This window comes from Acinetobacter baretiae (assembly GCF_015627105.1).
GTDB lineage: Bacteria > Pseudomonadota > Gammaproteobacteria > Pseudomonadales > Moraxellaceae > Acinetobacter > Acinetobacter baretiae.
This window is the reverse complement of record NZ_VTDM01000001.1, coordinates 20448-42311: the sequence shown is the minus strand read 5'-3', so window position 1 is coordinate 42311 and position 21864 is coordinate 20448. Positions and strand designations below refer to the sequence as shown.

General features: G+C 37.8%; 20 protein-coding genes and 2 tRNA genes. 12 read left to right on the top strand and 10 right to left on the bottom strand.

Annotated elements, in window-relative coordinates; translation table 11 throughout:
* Positions 1-2052, bottom strand: coding sequence for a penicillin-binding protein 2 (gene mrdA, locus I2F17_RS00210; protein ID WP_211138791.1), 2052 nt, complete (start codon positions 2050-2052; stop codon positions 1-3).
* 230 nt (positions 2053-2282) lie between these two features.
* Positions 2283-3626, bottom strand: coding sequence for an NADP-specific glutamate dehydrogenase (gdhA, locus tag I2F17_RS00205; RefSeq protein ID WP_211138790.1), 1344 nt, complete (start codon positions 3624-3626; stop codon positions 2283-2285).
* Between the two features lie 410 nt (positions 3627-4036).
* Here gdhA and I2F17_RS00200 point away from each other — a divergent pair, with 410 nt between their 5' ends.
* From I2F17_RS00200 to I2F17_RS00190, 3 genes are all read left to right on the top strand, one after another.
* Entirely contained in the window at positions 4037-5353 is a 1317-nt protein-coding gene (locus I2F17_RS00200) for a hypothetical protein (RefSeq protein WP_196423008.1), read from the top strand.
* A 74-nt stretch (positions 5354-5427) separates the two neighbouring features.
* On the top strand, positions 5428-6078 hold the full coding sequence (gene adk / locus I2F17_RS00195) for an adenylate kinase (protein ID WP_211138789.1): 651 nt from the start codon (positions 5428-5430) through the stop codon (positions 6076-6078).
* A gap of 64 nt (positions 6079-6142) precedes the next feature.
* Positions 6143-6319, top strand: a complete 177-nt coding sequence (locus I2F17_RS00190) for a hypothetical protein (protein WP_196423010.1) — start codon at positions 6143-6145, stop codon at positions 6317-6319.
* A 1-nt stretch (position 6320) separates the two neighbouring features.
* Here the strand turns inward: I2F17_RS00190 and nth are convergent, their stop codons facing one another.
* The 3 genes from nth to I2F17_RS00175 all read right to left on the bottom strand — a co-directional run bounded on the left by nth (position 6321) and on the right by I2F17_RS00175 (position 8692).
* Positions 6321-6989: an endonuclease III gene (nth, locus tag I2F17_RS00185; RefSeq protein ID WP_196423011.1), complete on the bottom strand. Its 669-nt coding sequence runs from the start codon at positions 6987-6989 to the stop codon at positions 6321-6323.
* Positions 6986-7777 (bottom strand): RnfABCDGE type electron transport complex subunit B, encoded by a 792-nt coding sequence (locus tag I2F17_RS00180; protein WP_211138849.1) that lies wholly within the window; start codon positions 7775-7777, stop codon positions 6986-6988. Before I2F17_RS00180 ends, nth begins: the two co-directional genes overlap by 4 nt.
* A 135-nt stretch (positions 7778-7912) precedes the next feature.
* Positions 7913-8692 carry a ferredoxin--NADP reductase gene (locus I2F17_RS00175; protein WP_196423012.1) on the bottom strand — a complete coding sequence of 260 codons (780 nt, stop codon included), beginning with the start codon at positions 8690-8692 and terminating at the stop codon, positions 7913-7915.
* Between the two features lie 100 nt (positions 8693-8792).
* On the opposite strand from I2F17_RS00175, the gene tsaA reads away from it, so the two are divergent.
* The 7 genes from tsaA to I2F17_RS00140 all read left to right on the top strand — a co-directional run bounded on the left by tsaA (position 8793) and on the right by I2F17_RS00140 (position 16837).
* Positions 8793-9512, top strand: coding sequence for a tRNA (N6-threonylcarbamoyladenosine(37)-N6)-methyltransferase TrmO (tsaA, locus tag I2F17_RS00170; protein ID WP_211138788.1), 720 nt, complete (start codon positions 8793-8795; stop codon positions 9510-9512).
* Between the two features lie 74 nt (positions 9513-9586).
* The gene (locus tag I2F17_RS00165) at positions 9587-11350 is read left to right on the top strand and encodes a GspE/PulE family protein (protein WP_211138787.1); all 1764 of its coding nucleotides are present in this window, start codon (positions 9587-9589) and stop codon (positions 11348-11350) included.
* Positions 11351-11475: 125 nt separating this feature from the next.
* Positions 11476-12903, top strand: a complete 1428-nt coding sequence (locus tag I2F17_RS00160; protein WP_235985103.1) for a hypothetical protein — start codon at positions 11476-11478, stop codon at positions 12901-12903.
* Positions 12904-12920: 17 nt separating this feature from the next.
* Positions 12921-13319: a DUF1425 domain-containing protein gene (locus I2F17_RS00155; protein ID WP_211138786.1), complete on the top strand. Its 399-nt coding sequence runs from the start codon at positions 12921-12923 to the stop codon at positions 13317-13319.
* Between the two features lie 13 nt (positions 13320-13332).
* Positions 13333-13932: a penicillin-binding protein activator LpoB gene (gene lpoB, locus I2F17_RS00150; RefSeq protein WP_196423016.1), complete on the top strand. Its 600-nt coding sequence runs from the start codon at positions 13333-13335 to the stop codon at positions 13930-13932.
* Positions 13933-13993: 61 nt separating this feature from the next.
* Complete coding sequence (locus I2F17_RS00145) at positions 13994-14956, top strand: CsgG/HfaB family protein (protein WP_196423017.1); 963 nt, start codon at positions 13994-13996, stop codon at positions 14954-14956.
* A 489-nt stretch (positions 14957-15445) separates the two neighbouring features.
* A complete protein-coding gene (locus I2F17_RS00140; protein ID WP_211138785.1) occupies positions 15446-16837 on the top strand; it encodes an aminotransferase-like domain-containing protein in 1392 nt (463 codons plus the stop codon).
* 94 nt (positions 16838-16931) lie between these two features.
* Here the strand turns inward: I2F17_RS00140 and hemP are convergent, their stop codons facing one another.
* Positions 16932-17108 carry a hemin uptake protein HemP gene (gene hemP / locus I2F17_RS00135; protein ID WP_195768243.1) on the bottom strand — a complete coding sequence of 59 codons (177 nt, stop codon included), beginning with the start codon at positions 17106-17108 and terminating at the stop codon, positions 16932-16934.
* Positions 17109-17245: 137 nt separating this feature from the next.
* Here hemP and I2F17_RS00130 point away from each other — a divergent pair, with 137 nt between their 5' ends.
* On the top strand, positions 17246-17650 hold the full coding sequence (locus I2F17_RS00130; protein ID WP_211138784.1) for a (deoxy)nucleoside triphosphate pyrophosphohydrolase: 405 nt from the start codon (positions 17246-17248) through the stop codon (positions 17648-17650).
* Positions 17651-17702: 52 nt separating this feature from the next.
* On the opposite strand, the gene I2F17_RS00125 is transcribed toward I2F17_RS00130, so the two are convergent.
* From I2F17_RS00125 to I2F17_RS00115, 3 genes are all read right to left on the bottom strand, one after another.
* Positions 17703-17778 (bottom strand) — tRNA-Asn (locus tag I2F17_RS00125).
* Positions 17779-17786: 8 nt separating this feature from the next.
* A tRNA-Asn gene (locus I2F17_RS00120) sits at positions 17787-17862 on the bottom strand.
* A gap of 779 nt (positions 17863-18641) precedes the next feature.
* The gene (locus tag I2F17_RS00115) at positions 18642-19400 is read right to left on the bottom strand and encodes a Nif3-like dinuclear metal center hexameric protein (protein WP_211138783.1); all 759 of its coding nucleotides are present in this window, start codon (positions 19398-19400) and stop codon (positions 18642-18644) included.
* 157 nt (positions 19401-19557) lie between these two features.
* Here I2F17_RS00115 and I2F17_RS00110 point away from each other — a divergent pair, with 157 nt between their 5' ends.
* Positions 19558-20739, top strand: coding sequence for a S1C family serine protease (locus I2F17_RS00110; protein ID WP_211138782.1), 1182 nt, complete (start codon positions 19558-19560; stop codon positions 20737-20739).
* Positions 20740-20780: 41 nt separating this feature from the next.
* Here I2F17_RS00110 and I2F17_RS00105 read toward each other — a convergent pair whose 3' ends face one another.
* A complete protein-coding gene (locus tag I2F17_RS00105) occupies positions 20781-21809 on the bottom strand; it encodes a Tim44 domain-containing protein (protein ID WP_211138781.1) in 1029 nt (342 codons plus the stop codon).
* Positions 21810-21864: the final 55 nt, after the last annotated feature.

Below are 21864 nucleotides of genomic sequence, written 5' to 3'. Positions count from 1 at the left end.
TTAATCACTTATATCACTATCATCGGCTGGATTAGATGCAGTTGGTGCAGGTGGGCTATTGTTTGGCGTGTTTGTTCGCTGAGGGCGACGTGCGGTTGAGTTGTTTGGGAGAGCATTTGGGTCGGCCTCTAAAATACGTCCACCACTCGGCAGTTGGCTTGGTCGAATGCCTGCGGTCATTAGACCACCGTTAACCTGTTGAGCTGTCGGTTGTATTGGGTTGTTTTTACGTTGAACCATCCAATAATCTAAGATTGGTTTGGCAATATGTGCAGCTGCCCCCCCGTGACGACCATTTTCCCATATGACTGCAATGGCAATTTCAGGATCATCGGCAGGTGCAAAGCCAACAAATAAACCATGGTCATATTGTCTATGCGTTAATAATGCTTCATTATATTTTTTACCTTGTGCAATACTTTTGACCTGTGCTGTTCCTGTTTTTCCAGCAATTTGGTATGCATTGGTACGAATACTACGTCCTGTCCCTTGATTAATCACATCAATCATGGCATTTCGCATTTTTACCCAATCATCGGGCGAGCCATTAAATTTAACTTCGCCATCTGGTTCATTTAAAACAGTATGTGGTTTAGCGCCTTTTACATTATATAGAACATGTGGGGTAATGTGTTTGCCCTGATTAGAAACAATGGCTGTTGCCATGGCAAGTTGAACAGGTGTTGCAGTGAAAGCACCTTGGCCAATACTGACCGAAATTGTTTCACCTTTGAGCCATTTTGACTTATATGCTTTTTGTTTCCACTCGGGGTTTGGGTAAATACCTGAACTTTCGCTGGGTAAATCTAAGCCTGTTTTAGCACCAAAACCAAACTGACGCATCCATTCATTCATGCGATCAATACCCATTTGGTTAGATAAAACATAAAAGTAAGTATCGCAAGATTCTTGAATGGCTTTACTCATATTGACCACACCATGGCCTGTTTTTTTCCAATCTCTAAATTTATGTGAGTCGCCTGGGAGTTGAAAGTAACCCGGATCATGAATTGCTGTCCCCCAATCGACAACACCAAAATGAATACCACCTAAACCTTCCATAGGCTTGATGGTTGAACCGGGTGGGTAAGTACCTTGCACGGCACGGTTATATAAAGGTTGATCTAGATTGTCCCTTAAGGATGCATAGTCTGGGCCACTGATCCCTGTAACAAATAAGTTAGGGTTGAAGCTTGGACTCGACACCAAAGCCAAGATTTCTCCTGTTTTTGGGTTAATTGCAACAATGGCTCCTCGTTTCCCTGCCAGTTGTTCAGAGGCAACAACTTGTAATCCATAATCAATCGATAAATAAAGGTCATCCCCTTGAGTGGGTTGTTTTTGTCCAAGATGGCGTAAAATATTACCGTGGGCATCTGCCTCGACAGATTCGTTACCCGGTGTACCATGTAATAACGATTCGTATTGGCGTTCTACACCAATTTTACCAATCAGGTTTGTGCCTGCGTATAGGTCTTTATCAATATTTTTAAGTTCTTTATCGTTAATTCGCCCAACATAACCAATTACATGCGCAAAAAGCTCACCATAAGGATAATAGCGAGTCATTTGTGTTTCAATTTGCACACCTGGGAATAAATACTTTGCTTCACTAAAGCGAGCAATCTCGGCTTCATTTAAATTCAATTTTAATGCAACACGTTCAGTTTTTTTGGCTGTTTTTATACGTGCAGTAAATTTATCAATATCATCTTGATTGAGATTAAGTACAGTGGTTAAACGAGTAACAGTATCTGCAATATCATCGACATCTGCTTTACTCAAGGTTGCTGTAAATACGGGGTAGTTGTCTGCAAGCAAAATCCCATTACGATCGTAAATATAACCACGAGTAGGCGCAATTGGTTGTAAGCGAATACGGTTGTTGTCTGATGCTGTCACAAAGTCTTTATGATGAACGACTTGTAAGTAGATATAACGTGAAATTAAAATTGCAAAGCAAAATATCACGATTCCTACGGCAATAAATACACGATTCCGATAAATCTTTCTTTCTTGTTGCACATTTTTGAGCGGAAAGTGTTGCTTCATATAGACGACATCAGCAAAAGGGGAGGTGAAAAGTGTGCTATTTTAACCGAAGCTTAGGATGAATAAAGACTAAAATACGTTTATTGTGTAAATATTTTACACATCAGCGGTATGCTGCATGGAAAAAATGATGATATATCCGCGATGTTTACTGATTTTTGAGTGATATGGCGTAGCTTTATAATGATCCTCAAACGACATTGGTTTGAGGATCATTACATAAAACGTGCTTAGAAAACGCCTTGCGCTAACATAGCATCTGCAACTTTTACAAATCCTGCAATATTTGCACCATCTACATAATTGACAAAACCATCTGCTTTCGTACCGTATTTGACACAGTTTTGATGAATGTCATGCATAACATGCTTTAAGCGAGTATCTACTTCATCATGAGACCATGACAAACGTATCGCATTTTGTGACATCTCAAATCCTGAAGTTGCCACACCCCCTGCATTAGATGCTTTGCCGGGGGCATATAATACTTTTGCACAAATAAACTTTTCTACTGCTTCTAAAGTACATGGCATATTTGCACCTTCTGCAATGCACATGACACCATTTTTAATCAATACTTCAGCGTCTTTACCACTGAGTTCGTTTTGAGTTGCACAAGGTAGTGCAATATCTACTGGAATATGCCATGGTGTTTGTTTCTCAAAGTATTGAAGATGATATTCTTGAGCAAAATCTGCAATACGCCCACGCTTCTCATTTTTAATTTTCATGAGACTTTGAAGTAGGTCGAGGGTCAAGCCATTTGGAATGTAAACCATTCCTTGTGAATCTGAAAGCGTGACGACTGTGGCACCTAAAGCAATGGCTTTTTCAGCGGCAAATTGGGCAACATTTCCTGAGCCTGAAATAGAAACTTTTTTATTTTGAAAGCTTTGTTGTTTCGTTTTTAGCATTTCTTGTGCAAAGTATACTGTACCATAGCCTGTCGCTTCAGGTCGAACGAGGCTACCACCAAATGAAATGCCTTTCCCTGTAAAAACAGCCGCAGTGTCGTTGCTTAATTTTTTCATCATGCCAGCCATGTAGCCTACTTCTCGGCCACCAACGCCAATATCGCCAGCAGGAATATCTGTATTGGCACCTAAATGGCGATATAGTTCAATCATCAGCGCCTGACAAAATCGCATAATTTCATGTTCTGATTTTCCTTTTGGATTAAAATCAGAACCACCTTTGCCACCACCCATTGGTAAGGTGGTCAGTGAGTTTTTAAAGACTTGTTCAAAACCTAAAAACTTTAAAATCGATAAATTTACAGAAGGATGAAATCGCATGCCCCCCTTAAATGGGCCAAGTGCTGAGTTATATTGAACTCTAAATGCGCGGTTGACTTGTGTTTCACCTTGATCATCCACCCAAGCAACACGAAATTGAATCACACGCTCAGGTTCTACTAAGCGATCTAACAAACCTTGTTGAGTATACTGAGGGTTTTTCTCAATAAAAGGCCATAAGCTTGCCATCACTTCTTCTACAGCTTGTAGAAATTCTGGTTGATGTGGGTTACGCTGTTCTACAGTGCTTAAGAAGGCTTGAAGATTATTGTATTTCAAGGTGTAAATCCTTACTTTTTAGATCACGATTGGTGTTTACCGCAATCATGCAATTGTTCATGATGAACTAAGGCATGTGAGGTCGCAACAATGTACCTCAATTAATATAAATATTAAAATAGTATTAAAGTTTAAGTAAAATAGAAAATATTGTATTTTCTGACCCTTATAAAGATGATGTTATTTTAGGCGTGTAATGCACATAGATGCTAAAAAGTCTAAAATTCTACTCATCTTTTATTTAGGATTGAAGTTGAGTTGCGTGTTAGTATAGTTTATGCATGCGTAATATAAGATTTTATACTGTTTTGATGGTGATTTCTTTTCATGTATCAAACTTAGGTATTTGAAGTTAAAGTTCTTTAATTCAGATCAAAAAATCTGTAAGTAAACGACTAGAGAGTGGATACATGTTGGATTATATCAGTCATCTTTGGAATGTGTTTTGGCTTAGGCCGGATCATTGGGCGGTATTAAGTATTATTCCTGTGACTGCTTTTGTAACATGGGCGCATGTATGGATGGCATTGCGCATGGTGTTTTATCCTGTAAAGTTTTGGGGGATTCATATTGGGCCGATTCCTCTCGGTTGGCAGGGCATCGTACCTCGAAAAGCGGGTCGTATTTCAGGCATTATTACTGACAATACGCTAAAAAAGATTGGTTCGTTGGCTGAGTTTTTAGATGCCATGGATCCCGATGAAATGGCAGAGATTATTGGAAAACAGATCAATGCTGAACTAGAACACCTGATTGATGAGGTGATGTACGAACGTAATGCAATATTATGGGAAAACATACCTTTTGCAATAAAAAGACGTATTTATGAGCATGCGCATAAACAACTGCCACAGTTGTTACATGATTTGGTAGTTGATTTGACTGATCATGTCGAAGATTTGGTCGATATGCGAGAAATGGTCGTTCATCAAATGGAAAATGACCGAAAACTCATGGTCAAAATGTTTTTAAAAGTCGGACAAAAAGAAATTGATTTTATTTGGCACATTAGTGCCTTGATTGGATGCTTCTTTGGTCTTATTCAAATGTTGGTATGGTTTATTGTACCCTGGCACTGGACGGTTCCTTTTTGGGCAGCGATTTGGGGGTTACTCACCAATTGGATTGCAGTTTGGATGGTATTTAATCCGTTGCATCCACACTATGTCAAATATCCACAGTGGTTTAAACGGACAAAGAATCATGGATTTCCTTGGATTATACCTGTCCGACCACGTGTGGGAACGTATAATATTCAAGGGGCGTTTATGAAACGTCAACTTGAAGTGTCTGATGTGTTTGCAAAAGTCGTTACTGAAGAGCTCATTACTTTAAAGACGATTATGACCGAAATGATGTATGGTGGACAGAAAGAAAAAACCAGACAAATTGTTAAAAAACATATTAACTATATTACAGATACACCTCTTGTCAGAACCACATTGCAATTATCTTTAGGTCCAAAAGAGTACGCAAAGCTGAAAACAGACTTGATTGACCGCTCAATAGAAATTACGATGGTGCCCGTAAGCGATCCTGCATTTAATGCAAGTCGTGCACGTAAAATATTTACGATGTTTAGAGATCGTATTCGTGATCTTACTCCCTACGAGTTTCAAAACTTGTTGCGTCCTGCATTTCAAGAGGATGAGTGGATTTTAATTGTACTTGGTGGAGTCACAGGCTTTATTGCAGGTACAATACATTTGTTTGTTGCTTTTTTATAATATGATGTTGTTCTGCTTTAAACTTACTTGGGCAGAATATCTTGGTAAAATTTATTGTTAAATGAGGATTTATAATGCGCATTATCTTACTCGGACCACCTGGAGCAGGTAAAGGTACACAAGCTCAGCTGATCTGTAAGCGCTATGATATCCCACAAATTTCAACCGGTGATATGCTCCGTGCTGCAATTCGTGAAGGAACTGAACTTGGTCTACAAGCAAAGAGTGTCATGGATGCAGGTGGTCTTGTGTCTGATGCGCTTATTTTAGGTTTAGTCAAAGAACGTATTGCACAACCTGATTGTGTAAATGGTTGTATTTTTGATGGTTTTCCTCGTACAATCCCACAAGCAGAAGCCTTGGAAAAAGAAGGGATTACGATTGATCATGTGATCGAAATTGCTGTACCTGATGAAGAAATTGTACAACGTTTATCGGGTCGTCGTCAGCATGCTGCATCGGGTCGAGTGTATCATGTGGTATATAACCCACCTAAGCAAGAAGGTAAAGATGATGTCACTGGAGAGGATTTGATCCAACGTCCAGATGATCAAGAAGAGACCATTCGTAAGCGTTTGACTGCATATCATGCAGAAACAGCACAATTGGTTGAGTTTTATCAATCACGTACGCATTTGCAAAATAGCGCATCTTATAACAAGTTAGATGGCTTGCGTGCAATTGATGCAGTTCAAACAGACTTATTTGCAATTTTAGATCAATAGTCTGATTAAACTGTTTTTATAAAAGAGCCTTTTAGGCTCTTTTATTGTGAAGTGAGTAAGGTGTATGAAGGTTTTACTACTGATTTTTGCTGTATTGAGTATTTTGTTATTGCTAGGTTTAGCATGGCAAAGTCGTAAAATGTTAAAACAAGTGGTAGAAGAAAACAACAAGCGACCTAAGCAAGCTAGAGAAAGACAGATACACCCAAAATTACAACAAAAAACCAAAGATAAAAAATAACTTAGGTGATTTGATTGGCGCCAAATTCAAAGCGATCTGGCCAACGACACACATCGGAGACAATGCATTCACCACATTTGGGTTTTCGGGCAATACAGCAGTAACGACCATGTAGAATTAACCAGTGATGTGCATCGAGTATGTACGCTTTAGGAATGACTTTGATTAAACGTTGTTCCACTTCAAGTACGTCTTTACCAATGGCTAAGCCCGTACGATTGCCTACTCGAAAAATATGTGTATCAACAGCCATAACAGGTTGCCCAAAGGCTGTATTTAGAACCACATTTGCTGTTTTTCTGCCAACACCAGGTAAAGCTTCAAGAGCAGTTCGAGTATTTGGAACTTGGCTTTGATGTTGTTCGATTAAAATTTTACAGGTTTTAATGACATTTTCAGCTTTTGCGTTATATAGACCAATGGTTTTAATGTATTCTTTTAATCCATCTACACCCATAGCATAAATAGCTTCGGGGGTGTTTGCGATAGGGTATAGTTTGTCAGTGGCTTTGTTTACACTCACATCTGTAGCTTGTGCTGAAAGCATAACAGCAATTAACAGCTCAAAATGAGACTGATAGTTAAGTTCGGTTTTTGGAGAGGGACGTTGTATTTTAAGACGTTCAAAAAATATTTGAATGTCTTTTTTGGTCATGTTTTTACGTGTCATGACATGGTCTCTATATTTGTCATTTGGTGTGTAAGTTGCTCTAATTGCATACGCTTTTTAGCATCTTCTCGTACACTAAGCTGCTTTTCTAATTTTTTAATTTGAGTGCGTAAGCGTGCCATTTGAATGGTCGTTTGTGGGTCAGCCGTTGGTTTTTCTTCTGGAATTTGTTGTAATTTTATTTGTGGGACAGATTGTATATGCGATGAAAACTCAGCAAATAACTGGGTATTAATTTCTGCTTTTACAATTGGGCCACGCCGTGCAAAGCGTTGTTGTTCTTCTCGTTGAATATGGGCGTAATATCGACCACGTAAATCATCTTGTTCACGTTGTTGTTGGTCTGGGTTAAGTAGCATTGAATCTGGAATCAGGTCAATACAATCAACAGGACAAGGGGCAATACACAGCTCACAACCAGTGCATAAATCACTAAAGATGGTATGCATTTGTTTACCACTGCCAATAATTGCATCTACAGGGCAAGCACTAATACATTTTGTACAACCAATACACTCATCTTCTCGAATAACCGCTTTCATTCGTTGCGGGCGTCCATTGGCTTGGATGGGCCACGCGCTGTTTAAGGCACCGATTTTTGGGCGATTTAAAAGTGTAGCGAGTGCATCTGCAACGGGTTGACCACCGGGAATACATTTGTTTGCATCTTCGCCTTGGCTAATGGCTTGGGCATACGGTAAGCAGCCATCTCTATGGCCACATAAACCACACTGCGTTTGTGGTAGATGGGCATCAATTTGCTGGATGAGGGAGAAGTCTAAACTCATGTGGCTAGTCAATGTTGGTGTGAAACGAAAGGATTGTGCATAAAATTGCGTGAAATCGCAAGCCATCATAACATAGCTCACATTGAAAATGAAAAGCCGATGCAAGGTGCATCGGCTAATATGAAGGATGTAAAATTATTTTTCTACGAACGCACGTTCAATCACATAGTCGCCCATTTCACCCATACGTGGTGACTCTTTTAAACCATGTTGGTCTAGTAATGCAGCTACATCTTTCAAAAATGATGGGCTACCACATAGCATGGCACGATCGGTTTCACGATTAAAACGTGGTAGACCAATTTTTTCAAATATTTCACCACTTTCAATGGCCGTAGTTACACGACCTTGTGTATGAAATTCTTCACGAGTAACAGTTGGGTAGTAAACCAATTTTTCTTTAATACCTAATTCTTCAAAGAATTCGTGGTTTGGTAGTTCATTTAAGATCAAATCTTGGTAAGCCAATTCACTGACAAAACGTGTACCATGAACAACAATCACTTTTTCAAAGCGTTCGTAAGTTTCTGGGTCACGAATAATAGATAAAAATGGTGCTAGTCCTGTACCTGAAGACAATAAATATAGATTTTTACCTGGCAGTAAATCATCGTGTACAAGCGTACCTGTCGGTTTTTTAGAAATGAGAATTTCATCACCTACTTGTACTTTTTGCAAGATTGAAGTAAGTGGGCCGTCTTGTACTTTAATTGAAAAAAATTCAAGCTCTTCTTCGTAATTGGCACTTGCAATAGAGTAGGCGCGCATGAGAGGTTTGCCATTAACTTCTAAACCAATCATGACAAACTGACCATTTTTATAACGTAAAGCTTGATCACGCGTTGTTTTGAAGCTAAATAAAGTATCGTTCCAGTGGTGAACTTCTGTAATACGTTCAACGTTAAAAGCAGCCATGCAAAAATCCAATTACAAAGAATAAATATTACCTTCTATTTTAATCTAAATTCAATGTCTATAAACTGAATATATTTAATGGTCTTTATAAGAAAAAGTGATGAAAGAATCTGTAAACTTCCCAATTATTGCCACCATGACATCACCATTTAAAGAAAAATTTGGTATACCTAGACAGCCTAATTTGGTCGATGTACGGTCGTATGTTGATTTTTTGGCGCCGTATGATGACATTTGTGCTTTTGATGGGATTATTGAATTTAGCCATATTTGGATTTTATGGGTTTTTCATGGCAATAAAAAACAGCTTAATTTTAAGCCTCAAGTACGCCCACCTCGTTTAGGAGGGAATGAAAAAATGGGTGTTTTTGCCACTCGTAGTATGTATCGGCCTGCAAATATTGGGTTGTCTGTCGTAAAATTGGTCGGGATTGAACAACAAAATGGCACAGTTCGTTTGTGTGTGAGTGGCAGTGACTTATTAGATGGCACACCGATTTTAGATATTAAGCCGTATATTGCGTATTCAGATGCTATACCTGAGGCAAAATCTGGATATGCTATGGATGCGCCTGTGCAAAAACCTATTTTTTGGCAATCTGACGCAGTCAATCAGCGTGCAGAATTATTGTGTAAAAACCATACATCAAATCAAGAGCTATACTGTTTAGAGCAACTATTGGCACTTGATCCTCGGCCTGCATATCAACAAGACGCTGAACGTATTTATGGTCTGAGATTTTCAAATTTAAATGTAAAGTTTAAAGTGGCAGAAACAGGTGTTTTTATTATTAATTTACAAGGTGTTGATATGTTGTAATACATGGAGATTACACAGATCTGATGTGGAAAATAGTATAGAATAGTCATATATTTAGTGGGTGTTATTTGCGCATGAAACAATCTCAATATTCTTTTTTGATTGATTTACAATGGTGTTTACAAACTCTTGTGACTGATGGCGTGATGAGTGAGCGCGATAAAATTCTCATACAAACCACACCACGTCAGAAAAAAAATATGCACATGCATCCATTACAATGGATTGCAACCTTTAAAGTAAAACATCAACATAACAAAGAGCAAGAGTTAAGTTTATCTGTACTGATGAGTTGGTTGTCAGATAAAAGTGGTTTGGCCTTATTTACAATAGATCCACTTAATGCAGATGTCGCTAACTTAACGCAAGTCATGTCGCAAGAATTTGCGTTTAAAAATAATATCTTGGCTGTAGCAACTACAGCTGAAACAGTAACGATTGCAACGGATCAACCTTTTTTTAATGATTGGCAGCGTACACTTGAACAAAGTGTTAAACCACGAACGATTGAGCGTGTTTTACTAAGTCCTGAACAATTAAAGCGTTATCTTGCTGAATATTATCAGGTGAGTCGTGCAGTTTATTTGTCAGAAAAAAAACAACAACGCTTTGATACGCATAGTGTAGAAGCATTACTTGAAATTGGGCAATCAAATCAACCTGATGCCAATGATCAGCATATTGTTAAACTCGTAGATTGGGTTTTAGAGTTTGCCTTTGAGCAAGGTGCAAGTGACATTCATTTAGAACCTCGTAAAGACAAAAGTAACATTCGTTTTCGTATAGATGGTATTTTGCATACGATTTATCAAATGCCAACCAATACAATGACTGCGGTCATTGCACGAATTAAAATATTAGGACGTATGAATGTGGCAGAAAAACGTAAGCCACAAGATGGTCGCTTAAAAACTAGAACAATAAAAGGACTAGAAACAGAGCTCCGATTGGCCACATTACCAACAGCTTTTGGTGAGAAAATGGTCATGCGTATTTTTGATCCAGAGGTGCTTGACAGAGGGTTTGAACAATTAGGATTTGATCGAAAACTATATCAAAAATGGCAAGAGATGACCAAAAATACCCACGGTATTATTTTGGTGACAGGGCCTACAGGGTCAGGAAAAACCACCACTTTATATTCATCATTAAAGCATTTGGCAACAGAAGAAGTAAACGTATGTACCATTGAAGATCCAATTGAGATGATCGAAGCCAGTTTTAATCAAATGCAGGTGAATAATGTCATTGACTTGGGTTTTGTAGATGGTATTCGTGCTTTAATGCGTCAAGATCCAGATGTGATTATGGTGGGGGAAATACGTGATCAAGATACCGCAGACATGGCTATTCAAGCAGCACTGACAGGACACTTGGTACTTTCTACGCTACATACCAATGATGCCCCCTCAAGTCTAATTCGATTGCATGATTTAGGTGTTCAACCCTTTCTCACTGCTTCTACATTACTTGGTGTGTTGGCACAGCGATTATTACGTACTTTATGTCCTGTATGTAAGCGACGAGATGAAATTGATGAGCAAGCGTGGAAGAAGTTAACCGCAGGTTATACCGTCAGCGTACCTGCACAGGCGTATTGTGCCGTAGGGTGTGAAACATGTCGTTATACTGGGTATAAAGGACGTATGGGGATTTATGAGTTTATGCCTGTATCATTGGCCATTAAAGAGATGATTAGTCAAGATGAATCACTTGCTCGTATTCGTCATCAGGCGAAAGTAGATGGAGTAGAACCACTTAGAATCGCAGGTGCGCGTAAAATTATGCAAGGACTAACCTCGCTAGATGAAGTATTACGTGTGGTTCCCCTAATTTAAATCAAATTTAGTGACACAAGTATTATTTTTATAAAATAGCGAGATTTTGTAATATTTTACACTTGTAAATACAAACTATACAATTATAATACATTTCGTTTTATAGTATAAAAAGATGAACGAAAATGGCATTAATAACGTATGCAAAACGTGCTGGTATTTACTGTATTTTGCTATGCTTAACGACACAAGTTACACATGCAAGTACTTTTAAAACATATACAGAAGAAAGTAATCACTTTCGAGGGGTCATGAATTTAGAGAGTACTGAGACACTCCCTGCAAAATTAAAAGACAAAGAAACAGGCAAAGATGCTGTTTTGTATACGTTAGAAAAAGCGCGAATTTATCAAGTTGACCAAAAGTATCAAGAAAGCATAGAGGCATACAAAAAAGCCTTTGAGCTGCTAGACAAGCAAAATAATCGTGCGGTGGTGAGTGTAAGCCGTATGGGGTTTAAAGCACTGTCTATGCTGAGTAATGATTCAGTTGTACCGTATTTAGTTGCACCATATGAGCAAGTACTTGCTCATATTTCACAAGCAAAAAATTATATTTTTATTCATGATTTGCAAGCTGCGGGTATAGAAATGCGCGTTGCACAACAACTTCAACGTGATATTGAATTAAATCATGAAAAAGAATTGGCGAAAAAAGTAGAAAAAGAAAAATCAAAAAACCCTCAGAAACAAGCCACAGATAATGAAGAATTTGACAGTGCAGAAACACCATCTCAACTAAATGATGCTTTATCTGGTTTAGATCAAATTGCAGGGAAAATTAAAAATACGTATCAAAATAGTTATGCATTTTATATGGCTGCCAATGTTTGGGAAGCCATGGGTGAGTATAATGATGCTTTGGTTGATTATAAAAAAGCCTATGAATTACAACCTGATCAGCAAATCGGTCAAGATATTCAACGTGTAGATCAGATGGGCGCACAACATAATATGGCAACCGTACCTGTGATTGTTTTTATTGAACAGGGGTTAGTGCCACAAAAAATAGAGCAGAAAATTACGTTACCTGTACCTAATGGCTTAACGAGCATTGCATTTGCTATGTATGATCCTTCTACCTATCAAACACCAAAACCAATTCAAGTGTCTGTGGATGGTCGAGTGTCACAGCGTAGCTATGTGATGAGTGATATTGGGGCATTGGCTGTAAAACAACTGAAAGAGCAAACGGTTTCTACAGTATCAAGCCAAGCGGCACGTGTGATTGCAAAATATGCTGTTCAGCAACAGCTTGGTCAACAATTGGGTACTTTGGGGCAATTGGCAGGTAACTTAATGAATGTTGCTACAGAGCATGCAGATTTACGCTCATGGTCAACGTTACCAAGTAACACGCAAATTGCTCGCTTAAATTTAAAACCAGGAACATATCAGCTGAAATTAAGTCAAATGACAGGTTTATCAAGTGATAGTGTACCTATTCTCATTCCAGCAGGAACAACACAACCAATATTTGTATATGCCTACGATATTAATAACAAAATATCTTTAACAAGTAATGTGATTGCAAGTGCAACGAATGCGCAATAGATCAATAGAGGGTTAGTATGAAATTTTACCAAGCATTACTTACAACATGTGTTTTATCGGTGCTTTGTGCATGTACTGCACCCAATGCACTTATGACACATACCGATAGCTCAGGCTCGACCTCAGCCATGACACGAACCAATAACCCTGTATTGTTAACTGAAATTGGGGTAGATCGAGTTAATATTGTTGAGGTGGGTTCACTCAAAAAAATTGCCATTGCAATTAAAAATCAACGCTTCAATACCAAAAACTTTTTATACAAGATTGTTTGGGTCGATGCTCAAGGTATTGAGGTTAATCCAGAAGGCGCTATTTGGAAACCTATTCAACTCACAGGGCGTGAAATAAAAAACGTTCAATCGTTGGCTCCAAATCCATCAGCTGTAGATGCTGTTGTTTATTTAAAGAAATAATTGAGAGAAAAACATGAAATTGAAACTCGTTACAGGTCTTGTTTTAGGGACAGCTTTACTCGGTGGTTGTGCAACAACGGGAAATGTAAGCTATGGCGATGCACAGTCTGTAGAAACATTAACTAAAGATTTTGGTTCTACAGATTTACAAATGATTGCCAATAAAATGGTCGATGATTTGTTGACATTTCCACCTGTGATTCAAATGACACAAAGTCGCCGTCCAGTGATGTTTGTTGATCGTATTAAAAATAAAACACAAGAACATATCGATACAGAATCTGTTACAGATACCATTCAAAATAAATTGATTAATTCAGGAAAATTCCGTTTTGTTGATATGACATCAGTAGGTGCTGTTGCACAACAGATTGCCTATCAAAAACAAAGTGGTATGGTTAACCAAGCAACATCTGTACGTACGGGTGGTCAAGTGGGTGCTGAATATATGCTCAACGGTAACTTATCAAGTATTGTGAAAAATGCAGGTGGTAAGAGCGATGTATATTATAAATTCACTTTAAAACTCACTAATCTACAAACAGGTATTGTAGAGTGGACAGGTGAAAAAGAAATTCGTAAGGCTTCTAAACGCGCTGCGTTTGGTCTGTAATTTTTATTTGTAAAGATGGCAATCAGTACATGCCATCTTTACGCGACCTAAATTTTTTATTATGAAAAAATATATTTATGCATTTTTAATGCTCTTTGGCTTTGCCACATCTTCAACTTTTGCTGGACTAAAAGAAGTGGTGAAAGACACTTCAGGTACAGGCCCTACGCAACAACAAGCGATTGCTCAAGCTCTACTGACAGCAGTGCAATCTGTAAATGGTACTTCAGTTTCATCTCGTGTAGATTATCAAGCAACTGTCAAAACAAGCATGAGCCGAAGTGAGTGGAACTACCAAAGTCAAGTTTCTCCCGTGTTTAGTGTAGACACGACAGGATCTGGTTCGGTCAATCGTTATCAAGTATTGAGCTTGACCGGTAAACCGAATAGTTATCATGCTAAAGTACGCGTATATGTGAATAAATTTGAATCAAATGTGAAAGATCAACATATGAGTCGAATTGCAATTTTACCGTTTCGCGTGACCCGTGGTGCATCGTATGATGATGAATTTAGTGCAGAAGTGGCTGATTTAGTAGGTACACATATTACTCAATCAGGAAAACTGAGCGTATTAGATCGTCAATATTTCAGTGAAATGCAACAAGAAAATGATGTTTTAAATTGGGATGGCGCACCGCAAGAATTGGCACGTTTGGGGCAAAAAGTTGGTGTAGACTATTTAGTGGTTGGTAAAATTACTCAAATTGGTAAAGCATCACAATCGATGTACGGTTTGAATGATAATGCTGAACAAGTACGTTTAACGTGGCGTGTGATTGAAGCAAATACCAGCAAAGTTGCTGCTGCAGGTACATTAAATAAAACATTTTCAGGTTTTTCTACACAGAACTTAGTGTCTGGACAAGAAAACACCACTGCTGATCGTGTAGCTCAAGAGCTTTACCAAGATATTTTAATTGGTTTGAAACTACAAACAGGTAAATCTAATGCAGGCTCGGTGGATACATCGCCTGGTTTTGAAATGACGCCTGGGTCAAGTGATAAGCCATTACAGTGGTAATAAGATGACAACATAGATGAAAAAAGACTGATTTAATATCGGTCTTTTTTATGCACTATGATTTTGAAACTTGAATCATCAGGTGGCTAAATATTATATAATTTTCAATACGATTGGTTTTTTCTATAGACAATATTTACGCCATGTTAGAGATCATAAATATAAATTAAGACTATAGGCGCTAAAATTTTGCAAAATAACGAAAATAAGAGAATCACGTGGTAACAGAGCATCAAAAGCAGATGAAAACATTAGGGTGATCCTCGGTAAATCAATCATATTTCAGATCGTGAGATAAGCTTATTGAAAAACGCATACCACTAAATACATGAATAGATTGTCAGATAGATTTATGCTTTTACGTGCTTATAAAATCAATCTGCTGGCTTGCTATGTTAAATATTTCATAAGATAAAATTTTTTGTATTGATAAAACAAATGCATAGAAAAAATAAAGATAAATGCATATGATAAATAAACTGTTATGTAGTGAAAATATTAACTGTGATGGATCGCAAAAAAACAAAGATAAACCAAGTTATTCAGTTTATTTCTGAAAAAATAAAGACGTATGAAATACTCCCCGGTAGTAAGTTGCCATCTTTACGTGTTTTAGCAAAACAGTTGAACCTATCTGTTTCTACGGTACTTGAAGCTTACGAAAGAATGCTTGCAGATGGTCAGCTTGAAGTACGTCATGGTTCGGGTTATTTTGTGAAAAATACTTCTTATATTGCCATAAATCATTCAACCACATTTGAACACATAGAAAGCGATCCATTTTGGGTGGCTCATCAATCGCTCATGGCAACAAAAGAATGTTTAACCCCATCATGTGGGTGGTTGCCGTTGGATTGGTTACCAGAGTCACACATCAAAAAATCATTGAAAGAGCTTTCACAGAGTTCTTCTGAACTCTTATTAAGCTATAGCTCTGTATTGGGCTATACTCCCTTAAGAAAGCTTCTGAGCAAAAAGAGCAATGATCTAGGTGCGTTTACTCATCATGACCACATATTACTCACAGACAGTGCAACACAGGCATTAGACATGATTTGCCGTGTATGGCTTAAAGCAGGCGATACGGTACTTGTCGATGATCCATGTTATTTTAATTTTTTTAGTTTGATGAACTTGCATGGTATTCATGTCATTAGCATACCTTTTACTCAACATGGGCCAGATGTAGAGCAATTCTTACGAGCAATGAAACAATCTCCCAAAATGTATATTACTAGCTCAGGAGTGCATAATCCAACAGGAGCGTCTATTAATATTGGGACAGCACATAAAGTATTAAAGATTGCTGAAGAGCACCACATGTTGATTGTTGAAGACGATGTATATTGTGATTTTGAAAGAGTACCTGCGCCAAGGTATGCATTGTTATCAAATTTTGAACACGTTATACAAATTGGCAGTTTTTCAAAGTCGTTATCTGCATCATTTCGCTGCGGATATATCATTGCAAAACCCGAACATATTGCAGTATTGGCCAAAATAAAGATCGCAAGTAATTTTAATAATAGTCAGTTAAATGCTGTGTTGGTTCATCATATATTAAAAGATGTTCAATATCGCCGTCATTTAGAGGCGATGCAACATCGACTCAGTTATGCAAAAACGCATACCGTTCAACAGTTGAAACTTCTTGGAATTGAACCTTGGATTATTCCTAAAGCTGGGATGTTTTTGTGGTGCAAACTACCTACACACATCTCTGCACATGTATTGGCAAAACAATGTCGTGATGATGGTTTAATTTTGGTGACGGGTTGTGTGTTTAGTCAATCGGACAATGCAGATCAATTTATACGTTTTAATGTGTCGCATTGTTTAGATCAACGGGTGTTTGACATACTGAAAAAGAATATGCATTGATTCAATTCGTTGTAAAAAAGTAGTCTCTATTTTGAGACTACTTTTGTCCACGTTTATTTTTATGAAAATTATGGCTAAGTTAAGCTAAATGTTTTCACTTTGTTAAGATAAGGCGATTATTACGAGTGAGACGTAAGCGATATTCTTCACCTGCGTGCATAATGCGAATTTCGCGACCTAAGGCAAAAAGATTATTGGAATGTAGCATTGGCAAAGTTTGTGTGTTTTCAGTGTTTGTACTGCGTGTAAATAAGTTAAAAGGTGCGTTCATGTGGTTGCTTCTCCGTGGCGTTAGCTAACGGTATAAATGATAATCATTATCGAATAATGCTGTCAATGGGAAAATCATCTTTTTATGAAAAAGTTTGTATACATAAAAGAAACTAAATGTGATGTGAGTGAAGAAGTATGTTGAAAACAGAAATAAACGTAGCCATTGCTTTAATTATTCATGAGCAATCTGTTCTCGTGGGTTTACGAGAGCAACATCAACATCAAGGCAATAAGAATGAATTTCCTGGAGGAAAGTTAGAACAAGGTGAAACGCCCGATCAGGCATGTCAACGAGAGGTGTTAGAAGAGGTGGGTATCAATCTTATAGATTATCAACAAGTCGATTGTATTCATCATGAATATGACGATGTCATTGTAAATTTGCATGTATATCTTACTGAGATTTCTAAAATGCAGGCTCAAAAAATAAACTTACCTTGGTTTTGGGTGGCGTTTGATAAAATGGATGCATTAAATTTTCCTAAAGCCAATCATTTAATCTTACAGCGTTTCAGCCGTGGTGATTATTTTTATAAATAAGCATAAAAAAACCCCCTAAAGTTTTAAGATACTTTAGGGGGTTTTAGAATCTTGGCTCTCCCACCTGGGCTCGAACCAGGGACCTGCGGATTAACAGTCCGTCGCTCTACCAACTGAGCTATGGGAGAATAAGTTTTGGCTCTCCAACCTGGGCTCGAACCAGGGACCTGCGGATTAACAGTCCGTCGCTCTACCGACTGAGCTATTGGAGAATCTGTTGCGCATTTTATGGGTGATCTGTTAAGTCGTCAAGAAAATATTTAATTTAAAGCCATCGTTTGTATTTTTTATGAGCAAAATCAATATTGTAGGTTTTTATTTGAACAATATGTGGTGTTTTTATAGAGATAACTCTGATAAAAAAGAGAAATAGTGCATGAACGATCTACTATGAATAGGTGGTATATGTTCAAAATTTGAAAAATATTGGCTTTTTCTATGTTGCATCTCATTTTTTCATAAAAAATGATGAAATTCGCAAGAGTTAAAATGAATGTTTTTAAGTCAGGGTTTTATCGACTCGATGTAGATATGTATTAAATCTTTATTGACATAATCTAAATCAAAAATCAGATTACAAACCAATTGATACTTTAAATGAAGCATATTTTATCAACAAAATTGATAATCTTTTAGGTTGGATGACTTTAAGAATGTTTAAAAGTTTCGGTTGATCAATGATCTCAGGGCGGTTGTTCGAAGAAATTCTGATCTATCATTGATAGTGGTTTAATCTGATCAATGATTGAATAAGTAAAAATATATTCTGTACGAGTATGTTACTCGCTGTGCACTTAGATGTTATGTATACGATTGTGCCTGCTAAAAGCGTGTGTAAAAGTCAATAAAATGATGCTTTGAACGAGTATACATTGGTTAGTGGTATAAATATTTATACCACTTGATGGTTTTGGTCTCTTGAGATCATATGGAAGATGTTGGCATATGAAATGTATTGATCATTAAAAGATGAGTAAGCGTTCTGTGGAGTTTATACAGGATTATTTTGTTCAAAATAATGATAATCTAAATCAAATTGTTTACACATGGCTTGTCCTAAACGTTGAACACCATAACGTTCGGTGGAGTGATGTCCACATGCATAATAATGTACATTCAGTTCTTTGGCTTCATAAAATGTTCGTTCACTCACTTCACCAGATAAGTAGGCGTCACATGCTTGTTTTTCAGCATGTTCAATGAAGTCTTGGGCAGCCCCTGTACAAAAACCAACTTTTTTAATATGTGTTTTATTCGCAGGTAAATGTAGAATCTTGGGTTGAATGACTTGAGCTAATTTATTTTTAAATTCCTCTGCAGTCAGTGCAATGGGGAGTGTTCCAATATTACCAATCGGATGTTTTTGCGTTGGGTCTAATGCAGTAATATCAGTTAACTCTAAAAGGTCAGCAATTGCAGCATTATTTCCTAAAGTAGGATGAGCATCTAGCGGTAAATGGTAAGCCACCAAAGAAATTTGATGTTCAATGAGTTTTTTTATGCGGTTGCCACGCATGCCTTTAATAGGATAGGCTTCACCTTTCCAAAAATACCCATGATGTACTAAAAGTAGTTTAGAGCCATTTTTGATACATGCCTCTATAGCGTCCATTGAGGCAGTGACTGCACAGGTGATAGATGTGGTTTCTTTACATCCTTCAATTTGTAAACCATTCGGTGCATAATCTTTAAACTCATGGCTTTTTAACGTGTGGTCGCACCATGTGATAATGTTGTGAAGTTGTGCCATTGCCTATACGCCTCTTGAAGGTAATGTTAGGTTAAATATGATGTTGATGGTCGCAATATGGTAGATTAGATATTTGGTCTCGTAAAATCTAGATTGAAAATAAATGATAAAATAATAGGTATCAATACCTTAAAGTCGTTCAATGAGGGCATTTTTTGTGAGTAAAGCATTGAAGTGGTTGCCATGGGCAATAGTGGTGATCGTGATCTTTTTATTTTGGCAATCACAAAAGCTAGGTACATCTAAATTAACACCTCAATCTGTGACTTCATCTGATGTAACACAAACACAGGATAAAGCATCTGTAAAACATGATGTGCCACCAATGATGACGTCCTACCGTGAGGCTGTAAATATAGCAGCACCTGCTGTAGTTAATATTTTTACTACACAAAAAATCAAGAATCAAAATAGAGTGTTGTCCAATGAAAATGGCATTAGAGATTTTTTTAGAAATCAAATTCCTGAATTAAAAAATAAGAATGAAAACAATTTGGGTTCAGGGGTCATTATGCGTGAAGATGGTTATATATTAACCAATAATCATGTGATTACTCAAGCTGATCAAATTATTGTGGCACTCAAAGATGGTCGCCGTGCAGTGGCGAGTGTGGTTGGTATAGATCCCGATACTGATTTGGCTGTCATTAAGATCGATTTAACGCAATTGCCTATCATGTCTTTTAAAACAGAAGGCAATGATGTGGGTGATGTGGTGCTCGCGATTGGTAATCCGTTTGGTGTAGGGCAAACGGTCACGCAGGGAATTATTTCAGCTTTGGGTCGTTCAGATCTTGGGATTAATACCTATGAAGACTTTATTCAAACAGATGCAGCGATTAACCCTGGTAATTCTGGAGGGGCTTTAGTTGATGTTAAAGGCCAATTAATTGGTCTAAACACAGCCATATTTTCTCAATCGGGTGGTTCTTTAGGTATTGGTTTTGCAATTCCTGCAAAAGTTTGTCAGCACGTGTTCGACTCTATTTTAAAGCAAGGTAAAGTCATACGTGGTTGGTTAGGCCTAAGTTTAGTGCCTACGCAATATAGTGGTGATGTGGTTGGCAATAAAGAAGAGGGGATTGAAGTTGCAAGCGTATCTGCTTCTGGCCCAAGTGCGCAAGCAGGGGTACGTCAGGGCGACCATATTCTTCGTGTAAATGGTGTGGAGATTACGTCAGCATCACATTTAATTAATTATGTTGCTCTTCAAGCACCAGGTACCACAGTAAAGCTTGAGTTATTAAGAAACATGCAACCTTTAACGTTGATGGTGATCGTAGGAGAGAGACAAAAGAAACGTAGTCAGTCTGAATATATTCCTTTGCCAAATAGATAAAAAAAACAGCCTCAATGTGAGGCTGTTTTTTTTAAAAGAGATTAATGTTCAACTTGAATACCAGCAACTAACCAATCTTGTTGGCCATTGGTGCCTTTAACAAAGTGCCATACTTCTGTAAAAGGTTGTGCAGTGCTATTTAAGTCTTCTGAAACCAAACCGCTAAAGCGAACGCTTGCAACATATTGACCATTTTCAGTGGCAGCATCTGCAAGTTCAGCATTGAGATTTTGAAACTCTGCCACATCTTGATCACGATTTGCCATAATGTCTTGATGCATTGAGTTATATAGGTCGTTAGTTAAGTAACGACGAATTTCTTCAATATTGCTTGCTGTATTCATGGATTGAATATGGTTAAAGCGTTGGCGCGCCACACGTAAAAATGCAGATTGCTCAGTACCATCGGGCAACGTACTGTTATTGTTCGTTGAAAATGGTGCCTGCTGCTGATTGTTTGTAGAACCACCAACACTTTGACCGTAAATATTACTATTTGAGTTAGATGCCGTATTTTGCCCAAAAGGTGGTGTTGCTGTACCACCACTATTTGGTGCATATGGATTACTCTTATTGGCCTCTAATTTTTTTTTTGCCCCCATTTTTCTGAAGATAAAAAAAGCAGCACCAGCAATAAGAATTAACCAAATCCACGAAGGAATACCTGATTTTTTCTCTTCAGGTTGTTGAGCTTGTTGAACTGGTTCTTGTTTCACTTCAGCAGGTTGGGAGGCACTTGCTGTTGCTTGGCTGTTTGCATTTTGATGTGATGATGTTTTGTCATCGGCTAAAGCATTGGCTGCAATTGCACCCACCGCCGCACCTGCAACACCAGCTGCAACCATTCTACCTGTATTTGAACCAGTGTTTTGCTGTGGCGCTGTAACAGGTGCTTGCTGTGGTGCACGTTGTTGAGCAGGTACTTGTTGCTGTCTTGACTGACTTGGAGCGACAGAGCGTTGCATACCTTGGCTTTTGCCATTACCAGCACGCTTTGCTTCTACTAACGGTGAAACCACCAAAGTTGCCATTAAAATAGTAGCAACTAAGCCACGTTGGCGTAATTTCATTAATTTTTCCTATGAAAATTAAACAAAGTTAAGAGTACATTTATGCAGTAAATAT

What these genes read in the sequence shown, in the direction of transcription:
- mrdA (WP_211138791.1), bottom strand. Translation starts at nt 2,052, where the DNA reads ATGAAGCAACACTTTCCGCTCAAAAATGTGCAACAAGAAAGAAAGATT.
- I2F17_RS00175 (WP_196423012.1), bottom strand. Translation starts at nt 8,692, where the DNA reads ATGGCTGCTTTTAACGTTGAACGTATTACAGAAGTTCACCACTGGAAC.
- I2F17_RS00190 (WP_196423010.1), top strand. Translation starts at nt 6,143, where the DNA reads ATGAAGGTTTTACTACTGATTTTTGCTGTATTGAGTATTTTGTTATTG.
- I2F17_RS00155 (WP_211138786.1), top strand. Translation starts at nt 12,921, where the DNA reads ATGAAATTTTACCAAGCATTACTTACAACATGTGTTTTATCGGTGCTT.
- tsaA (WP_211138788.1), top strand. Translation starts at nt 8,793, where the DNA reads ATGAAAGAATCTGTAAACTTCCCAATTATTGCCACCATGACATCACCA.
- lpoB (WP_196423016.1), top strand. Translation starts at nt 13,333, where the DNA reads ATGAAATTGAAACTCGTTACAGGTCTTGTTTTAGGGACAGCTTTACTC.
- I2F17_RS00115 (WP_211138783.1), bottom strand. Translation starts at nt 19,400, where the DNA reads ATGGCACAACTTCACAACATTATCACATGGTGCGACCACACGTTAAAA.
- adk (WP_211138789.1), top strand. Translation starts at nt 5,428, where the DNA reads ATGCGCATTATCTTACTCGGACCACCTGGAGCAGGTAAAGGTACACAA.
- I2F17_RS00160 (WP_235985103.1), top strand. Translation starts at nt 11,476, where the DNA reads ATGGCATTAATAACGTATGCAAAACGTGCTGGTATTTACTGTATTTTG.
- I2F17_RS00165 (WP_211138787.1), top strand. Translation starts at nt 9,587, where the DNA reads ATGAAACAATCTCAATATTCTTTTTTGATTGATTTACAATGGTGTTTA.
- I2F17_RS00200 (WP_196423008.1), top strand. Translation starts at nt 4,037, where the DNA reads ATGTTGGATTATATCAGTCATCTTTGGAATGTGTTTTGGCTTAGGCCG.
- I2F17_RS00145 (WP_196423017.1), top strand. Translation starts at nt 13,994, where the DNA reads ATGAAAAAATATATTTATGCATTTTTAATGCTCTTTGGCTTTGCCACA.
- I2F17_RS00180 (WP_211138849.1), bottom strand. Translation starts at nt 7,777, where the DNA reads ATGAGTTTAGACTTCTCCCTCATCCAGCAAATTGATGCCCATCTACCA.
- hemP (WP_195768243.1), bottom strand. Translation starts at nt 17,108, where the DNA reads ATGAACGCACCTTTTAACTTATTTACACGCAGTACAAACACTGAAAAC.
- nth (WP_196423011.1), bottom strand. Translation starts at nt 6,989, where the DNA reads ATGACACGTAAAAACATGACCAAAAAAGACATTCAAATATTTTTTGAA.
- I2F17_RS00130 (WP_211138784.1), top strand. Translation starts at nt 17,246, where the DNA reads ATGTTGAAAACAGAAATAAACGTAGCCATTGCTTTAATTATTCATGAG.
- I2F17_RS00105 (WP_211138781.1), bottom strand. Translation starts at nt 21,809, where the DNA reads ATGAAATTACGCCAACGTGGCTTAGTTGCTACTATTTTAATGGCAACT.